This is a genomic window from Micromonospora sp. A3M-1-15, from assembly GCF_024213425.1.
Classification (GTDB): Bacteria; Actinomycetota; Actinomycetes; order Mycobacteriales; family Micromonosporaceae; genus Micromonospora; species Micromonospora chersina.
In genome coordinates this window covers 858,710-874,115 of record NZ_JANAVK010000002.1, presented here as the reverse complement: position 1 = coordinate 874,115, position 15,406 = coordinate 858,710, and the positions used below count along the sequence as shown (strand labels likewise).

The 15,406-nt window shown below is 76.8% G+C and carries 13 protein-coding genes; 5 read left to right on the top strand and 8 right to left on the bottom strand.

The genetic code is table 11. From position 1 onward, the window contains the following. Positions 1-32 precede the first annotated feature (32 nt). Positions 33-740: a DUF4190 domain-containing protein gene (locus NLX85_RS13885; RefSeq protein ID WP_254335085.1), complete on the top strand. Its 708-nt coding sequence runs from the start codon at positions 33-35 to the stop codon at positions 738-740. Positions 741-858: 118 nt separating this feature from the next. On the opposite strand, the gene NLX85_RS13880 is transcribed toward NLX85_RS13885, so the two are convergent. Then, on the bottom strand, positions 859-1,218 hold the full coding sequence (locus NLX85_RS13880) for a helix-turn-helix domain-containing protein (protein ID WP_254335083.1): 360 nt from the start codon (positions 1,216-1,218) through the stop codon (positions 859-861). Positions 1,219-1,322: 104 nt separating this feature from the next. Between NLX85_RS13880 and NLX85_RS13875 the strand changes: the two genes are divergently transcribed. From NLX85_RS13875 to rocD, 3 genes are all read left to right on the top strand, one after another. Then, positions 1,323-1,961 carry an NAD(P)-dependent oxidoreductase gene (locus NLX85_RS13875; protein WP_254335081.1) on the top strand — a complete coding sequence of 213 codons (639 nt, stop codon included), beginning with the start codon at positions 1,323-1,325 and terminating at the stop codon, positions 1,959-1,961. 175 nt (positions 1,962-2,136) lie between these two features. Next, positions 2,137-2,952, top strand: coding sequence for a dimethylargininase (ddaH, locus tag NLX85_RS13870; protein WP_254335567.1), 816 nt, complete (start codon positions 2,137-2,139; stop codon positions 2,950-2,952). Then, a complete protein-coding gene (rocD, locus tag NLX85_RS13865; RefSeq protein WP_254335565.1) occupies positions 2,952-4,166 on the top strand; it encodes an ornithine--oxo-acid transaminase in 1,215 nt (404 codons plus the stop codon). The genes ddaH and rocD overlap by 1 nt, the downstream gene beginning before the upstream one ends. 63 nt (positions 4,167-4,229) lie before the next feature. Here rocD and NLX85_RS13860 read toward each other — a convergent pair whose 3' ends face one another. The 6 genes from NLX85_RS13860 to NLX85_RS13835 form a co-directional block, all read right to left on the bottom strand. Beyond that, positions 4,230-5,378 carry an FHA domain-containing protein gene (locus NLX85_RS13860; protein ID WP_254335079.1) on the bottom strand — a complete coding sequence of 383 codons (1,149 nt, stop codon included), beginning with the start codon at positions 5,376-5,378 and terminating at the stop codon, positions 4,230-4,232. Positions 5,379-5,563: 185 nt separating this feature from the next. After that, positions 5,564-6,616, bottom strand: a complete 1,053-nt coding sequence (locus NLX85_RS13855; protein ID WP_254335077.1) for an acyl-CoA desaturase — start codon at positions 6,614-6,616, stop codon at positions 5,564-5,566. Positions 6,617-6,736: 120 nt separating this feature from the next. After that, a complete protein-coding gene (locus tag NLX85_RS13850; protein ID WP_254335075.1) occupies positions 6,737-10,384 on the bottom strand; it encodes an SCO7613 C-terminal domain-containing membrane protein in 3,648 nt (1,215 codons plus the stop codon). A 47-nt stretch (positions 10,385-10,431) separates the two neighbouring features. Continuing rightward, on the bottom strand, positions 10,432-10,752 hold the full coding sequence (cutA, locus tag NLX85_RS13845; RefSeq protein WP_254335073.1) for a divalent-cation tolerance protein CutA: 321 nt from the start codon (positions 10,750-10,752) through the stop codon (positions 10,432-10,434). A gap of 56 nt (positions 10,753-10,808) precedes the next feature. Then, entirely contained in the window at positions 10,809-11,831 is a 1,023-nt protein-coding gene (locus NLX85_RS13840) for a 1-acyl-sn-glycerol-3-phosphate acyltransferase (protein WP_254335072.1), read from the bottom strand. Further along, on the bottom strand, positions 11,831-12,664 hold the full coding sequence (locus NLX85_RS13835) for a patatin-like phospholipase family protein (RefSeq protein ID WP_254335071.1): 834 nt from the start codon (positions 12,662-12,664) through the stop codon (positions 11,831-11,833). Before NLX85_RS13835 ends, NLX85_RS13840 begins: the two co-directional genes overlap by 1 nt. Before the next feature lie 175 nt (positions 12,665-12,839). Here NLX85_RS13835 and NLX85_RS13830 point away from each other — a divergent pair, with 175 nt between their 5' ends. Then, entirely contained in the window at positions 12,840-14,291 is a 1,452-nt protein-coding gene (locus NLX85_RS13830) for a serine/threonine-protein kinase (RefSeq protein ID WP_254335069.1), read from the top strand. A 3-nt stretch (positions 14,292-14,294) separates the two neighbouring features. On the opposite strand, the gene NLX85_RS13825 is transcribed toward NLX85_RS13830, so the two are convergent. Then, the gene (locus tag NLX85_RS13825; RefSeq protein WP_256566691.1) at positions 14,295-15,356 is read right to left on the bottom strand and encodes a glycosyltransferase family 4 protein; all 1,062 of its coding nucleotides are present in this window, start codon (positions 15,354-15,356) and stop codon (positions 14,295-14,297) included. Between the last annotated feature and the right edge of the window lie 50 nt (positions 15,357-15,406).

Below are 15,406 nucleotides of genomic sequence, written 5' to 3'. Positions count from 1 at the left end.
GGTCTCCGCGCCGGAGTTCAGGAGGTGTCGAAGTGAAGATTCTGTCCCGCCGGAACGGTCCGGCGCGAACCGAAGACGTGAACGGCGACGGGGTGGTCGACGCGCGCGACCGCACCGCCGACCGGGTGGACGACCGGCCGGTGGTCACCGACCGCGACGAGGAGCGCACCACGTACCGGAGCGCCGCCACGGCGACCGATGACGAGCGCTCCACCGACGCGGAGCGGCGCGCGGCGGACCGGGCCGCGGCGGCGCGGGCCGCCACCGCCCGCTCGACCGGCCCGGACGACCGGCCCACCCGGGCGACGGTCGACCCGGACCTGGAGCGCACCGTCGACCTGGACCACGACGGCCGGCCGGACCGGCCCGTCGACCGGGACCCGGCGGTGGAGCGGGTCGAGCCGGTCACCACGAAGCGGCCCCGGGCCAGCCTGCTCGCCACCCTCGGCCTGATCGTCTCGGTGGTCGGCGCGCTCTTCGTGCTCTCCGGCCCACTCGCCGGCTACGGCATCGGCCTCGGCGCGGTCGGCGCGGTGCTGGCCGTCCTCGGCCTGATCGCCACCCGCCGCCGGCACGTGGCCGGCAAGACCGACGCGCTGATCGGCGTGATCGTCGGCCTCGCCGCCGTGGTGCTCGGCGTCGTGGCCATGACCGGCCAGTTCGACTGGCCCACCACCGACGGCGAGTGGGTGGGTCGGTTCCGGGAGTGGCTCGACTCACAGTTTGCGGAGCTCTTCTGACGGGCAGTTTCCCGGTCGCCGGCGCAGCGCCGGCACGCCCGATCAGCTCTGGTGGTTCACCAGCCGGGCACACCTCTTTCGGGGGCGGCGGTTCGCCGCCCCCGAAGTGTGTCCGGGGTCAGTCGGCCGCGGGCACGCCCTCGCGGGCGTCGAGCAGTTCCTCCCAGTGCTCCCGGGCCCAGGCGCAGGCGACGTCCATCGGGCCGAGCAGGCTGCGCCCCAGCGGGGTGAGCGCGTACTCGACCCGCCCGGCCAGCACGGCCCGCCGGACCAGCCCGTCGGCTTCGAGCCGGCGCAGCGACCGGGTCAGCACCTTGGCGGTGACGCCGCGCAGCGGCACCCGCAGCTCGGAGAACCGCCGGGGCCCGTCCTCCAGGCAGCGCACCACCATCCCGGCCCACTTGTCCCCGAACCGGATCGGTGACAGGTCCGAGGGGCAGAGCTCGTCGAACATCTCCGGGTCCAGCGGCGCGGCCATCCGCCCACCGTAGTCGGTATCCGGGTGGAAACCGGGCCGCCGGATAGCGTCCGCGCGGACGGCCGGCGACCCCGCCGGCCCGGACGACGAGAAGAGGTACGTCGATGGGCAGGATCATCGTTCTCGGGGCCGGCGGCCGGGCCGGCCGGGCAACGGTGGAGGCGGCACGCGACCGGGGCCACGAGGTGACCGCCGTGGTCCGCGACCCGGCCCGCCACCCGGACCTGACGGCCGACAGCGGGGTGCGGGTGACCGCCGGCGACGTCACCGACGCCGACCGGGTCGCCGACCTGATGGCCGGGCACGACGCGGCGGTACACGCCGCCGCCGACCTGGCCGCGCCGCCGGACGTCTTCTTCCCGGCGGCGGCCCGGGCCACGCTGGCCGGGTCGCGCCGGGCCGGGGTGAGCCGGCTCATGGTGGTCGGGCTCGCCTCGGTGCTGCCGACGGCCGACGGCGTGCCGCTGATGGACACGCCGGGCTACCCGCAGGAGTACCGGGGCTTCTACCTGGGGCACGCGGCCGGCGTCGACGTGCTGCGCGAGGCGGGCGCGGACGTCGACTGGCTGGTGCTCAGCCCGGCCGGCGACTTCGACCACGGCGGGACGCCCACGGGCCGGTACCGGTTCGCCCCGGCCCGGGCCGCGAGCCGGATCACGTACGCCGACCTGGCGCTGGCCCTGCTCGACGAGATCGAGCGGCCGGGGCACCGGCGGGTCCACCTGGGGCTGGAGCGCGGCTGAGCACGTGGACGCAACGATCCACCGCGAGAAGTAGGCCAGACGCAACGATCCGTCGCCGTACGCAACTTCTCGCGGTGGATGTCGTCGGCCCGGGCCGCATACCGTTGGACCACGGCGCCAGCCCGTGGGCCGACGGTGGCCGGGCGCGCCCGACCCCTGGGAGCACGACATGACGATGGACGCCATCCGCCAGCGCTTCTTGATGTGCCGGCCGACGTACTTCGCCGTCGACTACGCGATCAACCCGTGGATGGACCCCACCGCCCCGGTCGACGCCGACCTGGCGATCCGGCAGTGGGAGCAGCTGCGCCAGACCTACCTCGACCTGGGCCACGAGGTCGAGTTGATCGACCCGGTCGCCGGCCTGCCGGACATGGTCTTCGCGGCCAACGGCGGCACGGTGATCGACGGCAAGGCCATGGCGGTGCAGTTCCGCGACCCGCAGCGCGCCGACGAGGCGCCCGCCTACCGGGCCTGGTTCGAGGCCGCCGGCTTCGAGATGTACGACCCGAAGCACGTCAACGAGGGTGAGGGCGACGTCCTGCTGGTCGGCGACCACCTGCTCGCCGGCACCGGGTTCCGCACCGCGCACGCCTCGCACGCGCAGCTCCAGGAGGTCTTCGGCTACCCGGTGATCACCATGCAGCTGGTGGACGCGCGCTTCTACCACCTGGACACCGCGCTCACCGTGCTCGACGAGCGGACCGTGGCGTACCTGCCGGAGGCGTTCTCCCCGGGCAGCCGGGCGGTGCTGCGCCGGCTCTTCCCGGACGCGGTCCACGCCACCATGGCCGACGCCGAGGTGCTGGGGCTGAACGCGGTCAGCGACGGGCGGCACGTGGTGCTGCCCGCGCAGGCCACCGACCTGGCCGCGAAGCTGCGCGACCGGGGCTACGAGACCATCGGTGTCGACCTGTCCGAGCTGCGCAAGGCCGGCGGCGGACCGAAGTGCTGCACGTTGCGACTCCGTCAGGGAAAGGCAATCAAGTGATCATCGACGACATGCTGCGGACGCCCTCCGCGGTACGGGACGCGGAGCGTCACACGGCGCACAACTACCACCCGCTGCCCGTGGTGATCTCGTCGGCCGAGGGCTCCTGGCTGACCGACGTGGACGGCCGGCGCTACCTGGACTGCCTGGCCGGCTACTCGGCGCTGAACTTCGGCCACCGGCACCCGAAGCTGATCGAGGCCGCGCACGCGCAGCTCGACCGGCTCACCCTGACCAGCCGCGCGTTCATCCACGACCAGTTCGCCGACTTCTGCCGCGAGCTTGCCGCGCTCTGCGGCAAGGACCTGGTGCTGCCGATGAACACCGGCGCCGAGGCGGTGGAGACCGGCATCAAGGTCGCCCGCAAGTGGGGCTACCAGGTCAAGGGCGTCACCCCGGGCCAGGCCAACATCGTGGTCGCCGAGGGGAACTTCCACGGCCGGACCACCACCATCGTCAGCTTCTCCACCGACGAGGACGCGCGCGCCGACTTCGGGCCGTACACGCCGGGCTTCACCGTGGTCCCCTACGGCGACCTGGCCGCGCTGACCGCGGCGATCGACGAGAACACCGTGGCCGTGCTGCTGGAGCCGATCCAGGGCGAGCAGGGCGTCGTGGTGCCGCCGGAGGGCTACCTGCCGGGCGTCCGCCAGGTCTGCACCGACCGGAACGTGCTCTTCATCGCCGACGAGATCCAGTCGGGCCTGGGCCGCACCGGCGCCACCTTCGCCTGCGAGCACGAGGGCGTCGTCCCGGACATGTACCTGCTGGGCAAGGCGCTCGGCGGCGGCATCGTGCCGGTCTCGGCGGTCGCCGCGAACGCCGACGTGCTCGGGGTGCTCAAGCCGGGCCAGCACGGCTCGACCTTCGGCGGCAACCCGCTGGCCTGCGCGGTCGCCACCGAGGTGGTCCGGCTGCTGGCCACCGGCGAGTTCCAGCGCCGCTCGACCGAGCTGGGCGAGCGGCTGCACGCCGGCCTGCGCGGGCTGGTCGGCAAGGGCCTGGTCGCGGTCCGGGGCCGGGGCCTCTGGGCCGGGCTGGACATCGACCCGGCGCTCATGACCGGCCGGGAGGCCTGCGAGCGGCTGATGGAGCGGGGCGTCCTGGCCAAGGACACCCACGGCTCGACCATCCGGCTCGCCCCGCCGCTGGTGATCACCGAGGAGGAGATCGACCACGCGGTGGCGCAGCTCGCCGCCGTGCTGGCCGGCTGATCCGCGTACCTGAGGAAAGGGCGCCGGGACCACGACGGTCCCGGCGCCCTTTTCCGCGTCGCCTCAGACGCGCGGCAGCCGCATGGCCATGGTCGGCGCCTCGGCCATCACCGAGGTCGGGCTGAACTTCGCGTCGCTGGCCACCTCGTCGGCGCGGCCGATCTGCACACCCGGGTAGAGCTCGACGAGGTCGCCCTCGCCCAGCACCCGGGACTGCTGCGGGGCCAGCGCGACCCGGTCCGGCTCGGCCATCGAGCCGCCCGGCCGCACGCCCGAGCCGTTGGTGCTGGTGTCCGTCACGATCACCTCGCCCACACGCAGCTCGAACCGGACGTGGTTGCGGCTGATCCAGCGCCGCGCCTCGTCGTTGAGCCACTGGCCGAGCACGACGCCGCCGGTGGCGTCCGGCGCCCGCCCGACCAGCACCGGCTGGGTCTCGGTGAGCACGAACCGCCGCCGGACCAGCCCGCCGATCCGCACGGCCAGCACCGCGGTGCGCGGCCGCGGCCCGGCGTCGCCGAGCCGGGCGCCGTGCCGGGGGCAGGTGGGCACGCCGTTGCGCAGCGTGGGCGGCGGCTGCCCGGCCGGGGCGCGGTCCACCCGGGCCAGGTCGGCGAAGGCGCCCCCGCCGCCACCGCCGCCGAACAGCGCGCAGCCCGGCTCGGGGCAGCGCCACTGCCGGGCGAGCAGCTTCGCGCCGGCCGGCGAGCGGCTGCCGGTGGCCGGGGTCTGCCCGCCGCCGACGTGCGCGATGAAGACCGGGCCGCCGGCGCCGGGCACCGGGGCGAGCACCCGGCCGGCCTGGCCGAGCCACGGCCAGCGGCCGCCCAGCCCGTCGAACCGGACCCGGCTGAGCACCGGCAGGCCGAGCAGGTCGGCCACCTCCAGCATCCGGTCCCCGGGCTGGTCGAGCACCTCGACCAGCCCGTCGTCGGCCCAGCGCCGGACCACCATCCGCTCGTTGGAGGTCAGGTCCGCGTCGGAGAGCAGGGCCCGGTGCACGATCGCGTAGACCGGGACGCTGTCCTCCTCCAACTGCCGGGACAGCGCGTCGATCACCATGCCGAGCCGCAGCAGGCTGGCCGGCCGCCCGCCGTCCAGGTCCTGCCAGCGGATCACCTCGGCCAGGTCGACCACCGCCCGGGCCAGCGAGGGATCGGTGCACACCCGACCCTCGATGGCGTCCAGCACCTTGCTGATCTCGAATCTCATGCCGCGCTCCGGACGGTGTCGTCGGTCCGCCGGGTCGGGGCCGGCCGCCCCGCCTCGGCTCGCACCGCCGTCGCGGTGAGCAGGTCTGCCATGCGACGACCCTACCGGCAGGGCCGACCGGCGCAGCTCGACGCACGCCGGACATCGACCCTCGCCGCTCGCCGGGAGGGCCGCCGCCGGCCGGTTCAGCCCCGCCGCAGCGGGCGTCCCACCTCGTGCAGGTGCGCCAACGCCTGCCGGTACGACGCGAAGAGGCCGGTCTCCGTGTACGGGATGCCCTGCTCGGCGCAGTAGGCGCGGACGATCGGCCGGGCCCGCCGCAGGTTGGCCCGGGGCATGTTCGGGAAGAGGTGGTGCTCGATCTGGTAGTTGAGCGCCCCCAGCGCCACGTCGACGAACCGCCCGCCGCGCACGTTGCGCGAGGTGAGCACCTGCTTGCGCAGGAAGTCGAGGTCGTCCTCGGCGGTGGGCATCGGCATCCCCTTGTGGTTCGGGGCGAAGGCGCAGCCCATGTAGAGGCCCCACAGCCCCTGGTGAACGGCCGCGAAGAGCAGCGCGCGGCCGGGCGACATCACGGCGAACAGCAGACCGAGGTAGCCGACCGCGTGCGCCACGAGCAGCAGCCCCTCCACGGCGCGGTGCCGGACCGGGGTGCGCCACCGGCCGTCCGGCTCCCGGCCGACGAGCGCCCGAACGCTGGCCACGTGCAGCGCCAGCCCCTCCAGCAGCAGCAGCGGGAAGAACAGCCACGCCTGCCGCCGGGCCATCCACCGGCTCACGCCCCGGGTCGCCGTCGCCTGCTCGTACGTCCAGACCAGCGCGCCCGCCCCCACGTCGGGATCCTCGTCGGCGTGGTTGGGGTTGGCGTGGTGCCGGTTGTGCTTGTCCACCCACCAGCCGTAGCTCAGCCCGACCGCGAGGTTCCCCGCGACGAGGCCGGCCACCTCGCTCGGGCCGCGCCGGCGGAACATCTGCCGGTGGCCGGCGTCGTGCCCGAGGAACGCCACCTGGGTGGTGGCCACCGCCATGAGCGCCGCCAGCGGCAGCTGCCACCAGGAGTCGCCCACCGCCACCACCACGGCCCAGCCGGCCAGGAAGGCGCCCAGGGTGATCCCGATCCGGGCCGCGTACCGGCCGGGTCGCCGGTCGAACAGGCCCGCGGCGGCGACCCGGCGGGACAGCCGCGCGTAGTCGCTGCCCCGCCGTGCCGCCGGCGCCGTCAACGTCGATGAGGTCATCCGATCCCCGCTCCTCGGTCGGTGTGCCACGCCGGCGGCGCGACTCTGCGTAACCAATTCTGCGCGAATCGATCGCTCTGGGTAATCCTGGCAACCCCCCAGCTCGGGGTGGTGCTAGCCCTACCTCATCCCGCCCACGGCGGCCCGGAGCCGGGCCACGTCCCGCCGGCGCCGCTCGTAGGTGGCGGCGAGGGCGATCAGCGCCAGGCCACCCAGGCCCAGGAAGATCCAGCGGGGCAGCAGGTCCCAGCCCCGGGCCAGCTCGTGCAGGGCCAGCGGGACCAGGGTCGCCGCGCCCAGCAGGACCGGCGCCTGCCAGCGCCGGGCCGCGCCACCGAGCACCGCGCCGAGCGCCACGAGGCCGAGCGCGAGCCGGCGGGCCGGCTGCGGGTCCGGCGCGGCCAGCACCGAGACGAGGCTGGGCAGCAGCGCCGCGCCGAGCCCCGGGCCGAGCGCCAGCCAGCTGTTCAGCCCGAGCCGGGACCGCAGCGCCAGCAGGCCCGCGCCGAGGGCGAGCGCCGCCGCCGGAAGGGTGTACGCCTCCAGCACCGTCACCCCGCCGGCGGCCAGCAGCAGCCACCCGCCGAGCAGTTCGCTGCCGCCCGCGACCGCGGCGAGGGTCCACCGCCGGGCCGGCGTCTCGCCCCGGCGCAGCACCCGGACCGCCACGGCCACGCCCCACAGCACGCAGACCGCCGCCGCGTGCCGCAGCGCGCCACCGGTGAGCAGCAGCGCCAGCAGAGCCACCGCCTGCGCCGCCGCCTCCAGCGCCACCGCCCCGACCGGGCCGCCCGCGCCGACGGTTCGGGCGCGCAGGGTCGGCGTGGCGTGCAGGGTCACCGCCGCGACGGCCAGCACCGCGAACCCGGCGGTACGCAGCGGCAGCCCGCCGGCCAGCGCCGCCGTGACCGCGAAGCCGGTGGCCGCCGCCACGGCGCCCAGCCAGCCGGCGAGCCGGACCTCGGCCGGCCGGCCGGCCGCCCCCGCCACGGCGGCCGCGACGACCAGCACGCCCAGCCCGGCCAGGGTCCCGGCCCGGGTGGCGAGGAGGCCACCGAGCCCGGGGGCGGTGAGGGCGAGCCCCAGCGGCAGCAGGACCGGAAGCGCCGCCGGGCGCGGGCCGGCCAGCGCGGCCAGCAGCAGCGCGGCCACCCCGGTCCCGAAGACCAGGGCGGGCACCACCGGCCAGGGCGCGCCGGCCGCCGCCAGCAGCACCGGCAGGGCCACCGCGCCGAACGGCAGCGCGGCCAGCGCGGGCAGCCACCAGCTCGGCGCGTCCGCCGCCGCACGCCGCTCCGACGTCACGATCCGGGCGTATGCCGCCGCGACCGCCCCGAGCAGCACCAGCACCAGCGCGGGGCGGGCCGCCGCCGGCACGGGCTCGACGGCGGGCACCCCGGACCAGGGTCGGACGGGCAGGTCCAGCAGCACCGCGAGGGCCGTCGGGGCGGCGGCCAGCAACGCCAGGCCGGCCAGCGCGGCGCCGACCGCCTGCGGGGCGGGACCGGGCCGGGCGCCGCCCCCGGCGGCCAGCGCCAGCAGCGCGCCGACGGCGGCGTAGAGCGCCACGGGCTCCCCACCCGCTACGACCAGCGGCCCGAGGCCGACCGCCGCGAGCGCCACGGCGAGGCCGACCGAGGCGTACTCGTGCAGGTCGGGCCAGTGGCGACGGACGGCGAGGACGGCGACCACCGGCACCGCGACGGCGGCCGTCCCGCCGCGGAGCTGCCACCAGGCCGGCGCGCCGACGCCGAGCAGCGCGACGGCCACCCCGGCCGGCACGGCGAGCAGCGCCACGGCCAGCGCCACCCCGGCGATGAGCGGCTGCGCGCCCCGGCCCCGGCGGCCCCGCGCCGCCACGACCGTGCCGAGCACGGCCAGGACGGCGAGCACCGCGACCGCGCCGGCCGGCGCGGCGCAGCCGACCAGCAGGCCGTGTCCGAGCAGGACGGCCGCGGTGAGCGCGGTGACCACCACGGTCGGATTGCGCCGGCGCGGCCGGGCGACCACCACCAGCAGCAGCCCGGTGGCCGCCGCCAGGTCGGCGACCAGCACCAGCGGCCACGGGGTGGCCGTCACGGCCGGCGCGGCCAGCACGGCCAGGGCGCCACCGACCACCCCGACCAGCGGCCGGGCGACCCGGGGCGCCAGCAGGGCGACGGCCCCGGCGGTGAGCAGCACGGCCACCGGAAGCTGCCATCCCCAGGACGGGACCGCGGCGGTCCGCCCGCCCTGCCACGCCGGGAAGGCGGCGGCCGCGGTGGCCGTGGCGACCAGCCCGGTGAGGACGGTGGCGACCTGGCCCAGGCCGGCGGCCACCAGGAAGGCGCCGAGCCGCGGACCGGTCCGCGGTCCCGCCGGAAGCGCCCGGACCGCGCCGGCCATCGCGAGCACCACGATGCCCGCGGCCAGCAGCAGCAACCCGGGGCGCAGCGCGGCGACCGGCCGGATCAGCGCGGTGGCCAGCACCGGCACCAGCAGCCCGGCGCTGACCAGCCGGTGGGTCCGGCCGCCCGCCGCCAGCGCGCCGGCGAACAGGGCGAGCGCCACCACCAGCAGCGGGCCGCCGGCCAGCAGCGGGGTGCCGGCCGCCCGCCCGAGGACCAGCGGCACCAGCGCGAAGCCGGCCGCCAGGGCCAGCGCGACGCCGTGCCCGACCCAGCCGAGCACCCAGCCGGCGAACACCGCCGACGGCGCGTTCCGGGCCGTCGCGGTGGCGGCGGGCCGGCCGGGGGGCGGCGCGGCGGCCGGCCCCCCGCCGGCCGCCGCTCCCCCGGCCCGCACCCCGGCGTCGGGCTGGACCGGCCCCCCGCCGGCCAACCCGATCCCACCGGCCGCAGCACCGGCCGGGCCGGCCGACCCGGCCCCACCGGCGCCAGCCCCCACCGGGCCGGCCGACCCGGGCGCACCCGCGCCGGTCGGGGTGACCCGGCCCCGCAGGGCGACCACCACCACGAGGTCGCCCAGCGCCAGCGCGGCCAGGACCAGCGCCCAGCCGGCCGCGGACGGCTCGGCGGCCACCGCGGCCAGGGGCAGCACCGGCTGGGCGGTCAGCAGCGCCGCGAACCAGGGAACGGTCAGCCGGCTCAGCCGCGCGTACCCTGCCGCGACCGCCGCGCCGATCCCCCCGACCAGCGCGGCGTACCGGCTGCCCGGCCAGCCGCCCACCCCGAACAGGTCCACCGACCAGGCGGCGTACCCGTCGAGGAGCACCAGGAGCAGGCCCACGGCGGCGAACGTCTCGGCGGTGCCGCGCAGCCCGCGCGCCCGGGCCACCAGCGGCGCGGCGAGGGCGAGGGCGGTGAAGGCGAGCAGGATCAGCGCCCGCCCGGCGACCCCGAACGCGGCCCAGGCGACCGCCGTGAAGACCACCGCCGCGGTGCCGAGCAGCAGTCCACCGAGGACGAAGAGCAGGCTCTGCACCGCGCGGGTGGAGGTCTCCGCCCCGCCGGGGCGTACCGGGACGGGGGCCGGCCGCGGGCGCACCGGCACCGGCGGCGCGGGCGCGACCGGGCGCGGCGCCGGGATCTCCAGGCGGATCCGGGCGGCCAGGTCGGCCCGCCGCTCCCGGGCCGTGGACAGCCGGCCCGCCAGTTCCTGGTACGCGACCCGGGCCGCCTCGACCCGCGGCGCCAGCCCGGCGATCTCCCGGTCCAGCGTGACGACCTCGGCGGCCGGCGGGTACGGCGGACGGCCGCAGCCGGGACAGCCGGAGGCGAGGTCGGCGGGGGCGCCGCAGCCGGGGCAGGGGTAGCCGGTGTTCTCCACCCCGCCAGCATCGTGACCGGCGGGGCGGGCGGACAGAGTAGGCGTACCTAGGGGCGGGTGTGGTCGTGCACCCAGGCCGCGTAGTCCGGGTTGCCGCTCTCCACCCGGGTGACCAGGATCTCCGGCACCTCGTACGGGTGGTTGGCGCGGAGCTGGTCGACGAGCGCGTCCACCCGGTCCGGCGCGGTCTTGAACTGGACCGACCACTCGGCCGTGGTCTGGATCGCCGACTGCCACCAGTAGGTGCTGTCCACCTGCCCGCCGACCTGGGCGCACGCCGCCAGCCGGCCGGCGACGGCCGCGGCCGCCAGCACGTCCGCGACCGATCGGGCGTCCACCACGGTCGTCACCACGCAGATCTGCTCCACCAGCGCACCCTACGTGGCGTTCCGGCCGGTCCGCTGCACGCGCACCGAACCGGCCGTTAGTCGGCGGCCGTCCCGTCCCGGTTGGCGGCGATCCACCGGTCGATCCGGGCCCACCAGTCGAAGAGCCAGTCGATGCGCTCCTGCTTCCCGACCGGCACCTCCTCGGGCGGCACCGACCAGAACCGCATGACGATGCGCTTGTCCATCGGCAGCTCGCGCCACACGTCGGCGACGGTGACCATCTGGTCGAGCCCGGTGTGCGCCACGAAGATCACCCCGGCGTCCGGGGCGGCGTCGAGGGCGGCGAGCAGCCCACCCGGTTGCGGGGCGAGCACGTGCTGCATCCGTTCGGCGCGCAGCGCCATCCGCTCCAGGCCGAGGGCGCGCAGCCGGGCGATGGCCCGCAGCCGGCGCTTCGGGGTGAAGTTGCCGCCCTCCGGGAAGATCACGAACGCGTCGTCGTCGTCCAGGCCGGTGGCGAGGTGGCCGATCTGCCGGATCGCCGAGTCCCGGCCGTCCGGCCCGGGCGCGATGAACCGGTTGGGCAGCCGGTTGAGCAGGATGTCGATGGCCGGATCCCACTGGAGGGTCTCCTTCAGCACGATCCGGGGCTCCCGGTGGAACCAGTTCACCAGCGCGTGGATCAGGATGAACGAGTCGCCCGGGCCGGCGTGCCGGCAGAGCACCAGCTCGGGGCGGCCGGGCAGGGCGGTGTCCGGGTCGGTGCCGACCACGTCGATGCTCAGCCGCAGCGTCCAGCGGGCCTGCCAGAACAGCACCCGCAGGAAGTGGCCGGCGAGCACGTAGTGCGCCCGTTGGAAGGCCGGCGACCGCTTGCGCGCGCCGAAGCCGGAGGCGAGCCAGAGCACGAAGAGGGCGAGCAGCGCGGCCGCGTCCCAGACCAGGTAGACCGTGCCGATCCAGAGCAGCCGCAGCGGGCGCAGCCGCCCCGGCACCAGTGGCGACGCGGCCAGGGCCAGCAGCGCCCAGGCCGGCAGGGTGGTCACCACGGCGACGGCGAGCAGCACCACGCCGGGCGCGAGCAGCATCCGGCGTAACCACCGGGGCGGCAGCGGCATCAGCGCTCCAGGGCGGTGTCCAGGTAGCGGCGGGAGGCGGTGTACGCCCGGCTGATCCGCCGCCCCACCGCCGCGATGTCCCGGTACGCCCACGGGCTGTCCTCGCGCGGCTCCAGGCCGCCGGTCGGCAGCACGTGCACGTCCACCCCCTCCGGCAGCGCCGCCATCTCCCGGGCGAACCGGTGCCGGCGGGCGATCTCGAACGCCACCTGGGCGATCTCCCAGGGCCGCCGGGGCGGGCTCAGCTCGCGCTCGATCCGGCCCACCTGGAGCACGAAGATCTGGGTGGCCCCGGCCGCGACGGCCTCGCCGACCGGGATCGAGTTGACCACCCCGCCGTCGATGTAGTGCTGGCCGTCGATCTGGGTCGGGGGCAGCAGCCCGGGCACCGAGGCGGAGGCGAGCACCGCCGGCACCACCGGTCCGCTGTGGAACCAGTGCTCGGCGGCGCGCTCGATGTTCGCCGCACAGCAGCGGAACGGGACGGCCAGGTCGGCGAAGGTGGTGTCCTCGCCGAGTTCGCTCTCCAGCAGCCGGCGCAGCGGCCGGGGCGAGTGCAGGTGGGTGCGCGCGGCGAAGCGGCGCAGCTGCCGGGCGACCGAGTCGCCGTACACCTCGCTCGCCTCGGGCGAGGCCCAGAGCCGGACCAGCCGGTCGGTGACGGCCTCGCTCGGGTCGGCGGCGACCAGGGCGCCGTTGACCGCGCCGATCGAGGTGCCGATCACCAGGTCGGGTCGGATCCCCACCCGGAACAGGGCACGGAGCATGCCCACCTCGACCGCGCCGAGCACTCCCCCGCCGCCGAGCACGAACGCCACCGGACCGCCTGCCATGCCGTTCATCCTGGCACGCGCCGCGCAACCGGCCCGCCGCCGCCGGTCCGGCCGGTCACCGCCGTCACCGGGCGCGACCGGTGCGGCGCGGGCCGCGACCGGGAACGGACAGCCGTTGACAGGCCGGACACATTCCCGCAACCTGATACCGCTCCCAAGCCCAGGCAGGTGCGATGTGAAGGCGACGCTGCACGCCGGCCGGCTGCTGGCCCGCAGGTACCGGCTCATCGACCAGATCGGGGCCGGCGGCATGTCGGTGATCTGGCGGGCCCGCGACGAGGTGCTCGACCGGGTGGTGGCCGTGAAGGTGCTCGCCCCCTCGCTCGCCGCCGACGCCCGGTTCCGCGACATGGTGCGCGAGGAGGCCCGCTCCGCCGCCCAGCTCGTCCACCCGCACGTCACCGCCGTGCACGACTACGGCGAGACGGTGGCGCCGGACGGCTCGATCACCTCGTTCGTGGTGATGGAGCTGCTCAGCGGCGAGGAGCTGGAACACCGGCTCACCGAGGGGCCGCTGCCCTGGCCGGCCGCCGTGGAGACGGGCGCGCAGGTGGCCGAGGCGGTGGCCGCCGCGCACCGGCTGGGCATCGTGCACCGCGACATCACCCCGTCGAACGTGATGATGACCCGGGTCGGCGCCAAGGTGCTCGACTTCGGCATCGCCACCCGCGTCGGCGCGCCCGACGAGGACGAGGACGGCGGCACCTTCGGCACCCCGGCGTACGTGGCGCCGGAGCGGCTGGACGGGGCGCAGGCCCAGCCGGCCACCGACGTCTACTCGCTGGGCGTGCTGCTCTACGAGACGCTCACCGGGCAGCCGCCGTACCCGGCGGACACCTGGGAGCAGCTCAGCGCGGCGCTGGCCGAGGACGCCGCGCCCACCCTGGACGGCGTACCCGGGCTGCCCGCGCCGGTCGCGGAGATCTGCCTGCGCTGTCTGGCCCGCGACCCGCGGCGGCGGCCCACCGCGCACCAGGTGGCGGCCGTGCTCCGCGACCAGCTGCTGCCCGCCGACCCGCAGGCCGCCACCATGCTGGCCCCGACCGTGACCCTGCCGGCGCTGCCCGGCCCGGAGCGACCGCCGGCCGGGCCCGGGGCCCCCGCGCCCGTCCCGGCCGGGGCGTCCCGGCGCCGCCGGGCGCTGCCCCTGGTGGCGGTCGGCGTGGTGGTGGTCGCCGGCGCCGCCCTGCTGGTGCCCGCCCTGGTGCCGGACGAGCAGGCGCCGCCGCGGGTGTCGCCGACCGCCGGGCCGGCGGTGGTGCCGTCCACCGCGCCACCCAGCCAGGACACCCCGACCACCACCGCGCCGCCCGGCCCGACCCGCCGGCCGGCCGCGACCGGCGCCGCGCCGACGCCGGCCGGCGGCAGCCTGGACGAGGCGGCCCACCGGGTGGAGGGGCTGATCGAGGCCGGGCTGGCCGCCGGGCAGATCCGCGGCGACGTCGGCGTGGACCTGCGCAACCTGCTGCGCAACGCCACCGCCGCGACCGGTGACGGCGCGCTGACCGCCGCCGTGGACCGGCTCCGCGGGAAGATCGCCGACCGTCGGCGCGAGGGCAGCATCAGCCCGGAGTACGCCCGCCAGCTCGACGCCGCCGCCGCGGAACTGGCGACGGGGCGCACCTGAGGGTCAACGGGCGACGACGGGCGTGGCCTCGCGCCGCCCGGCGAACCCGGCCCGGCCGGCCAGGAAGCTCCGGTAGACCGCCTCGTAGCCGGCGGCCATCCGCTCGACCGAGAAGTGCTCCGCCACGTGGGCGACGCTGTCGGCCGGGTCGAGGCGGGCCGCCGCCCGCAGCGCCGCCGGCAGTTCCTCCGCGCGGTCGCAGACCAGCCCGGTGACCCCGTCCCGGACCAGCTCCGGCACGGCGCCCCGGCGCAGCGCCACCACGGGAGTGCCGGTGGCCATGGCCTCCACCATCACCATGCCGAACGGCTCGGCCCACTGGATCGGCATGATGAGGCAGCGGGCGTCGACAAGCAGCCGCAGGGTGGCCGCCCGGTCGGCGTTGAGCACCAGGGTGACGTCGTCGTCCAGCATCGGCTCGACCACCTGCTCGAAGTAACGGCGCTCGGCCGGCTCGTTGCACTTGCCGGCCAGGGTGAGCGGCAGGCCGGCCGCCCGGCAGGCGCGGATCGCCACGTCCGGTCCCTTGTCGGGGCTGAACCGGGCGAGCCAGAGCACCGGCCCGGGTCCCGGCGCCCGCTTGTGCGGGAAGTCGCGCAGCGGCATCGCGTTGTGCACGGTGCCCACCCAGGGCAGGTCCGGGTTGGCGGCGCGCTGGGCGTGCGAGATCGCCACGAGGCCCACCCCGTGGTCGGCGTTGCTCAGCACGGTGCCGTACTCCCCCACGGGGTTGCCGTGCACGGTGGCCACGGTGGGCACCCGGCGCTGGCCGGCGACCATCGGGCCGATGGTGGTGTGGTCGTGCACGAGGTCGAAGTCGGCCGGGTCCACCAGCCGGTTGACATGGGCCAGGTGGGCCAGCTCCGGCAGGGACTCGCCCAGCCGCTCGTACTGGAGGTCGGCGCAGGTGGAGACGAAGTCGGCGGCGGTGCCGTTCTCCCGGCCGGCGCCGAACAGGGTCACCGCGTCACCGCGGTCGACCAGCCCGTCCACCAGCCCGGCCACCACCTGCTCCAGGCCGCCGTAGCCGGGCGGTGGGACGGACAGCCAGGGCGGAACCACCATCGCGATCCGCAGGGGCCCGGCCCGTGAGCGGTCCGACGGCGGCTGGTTCA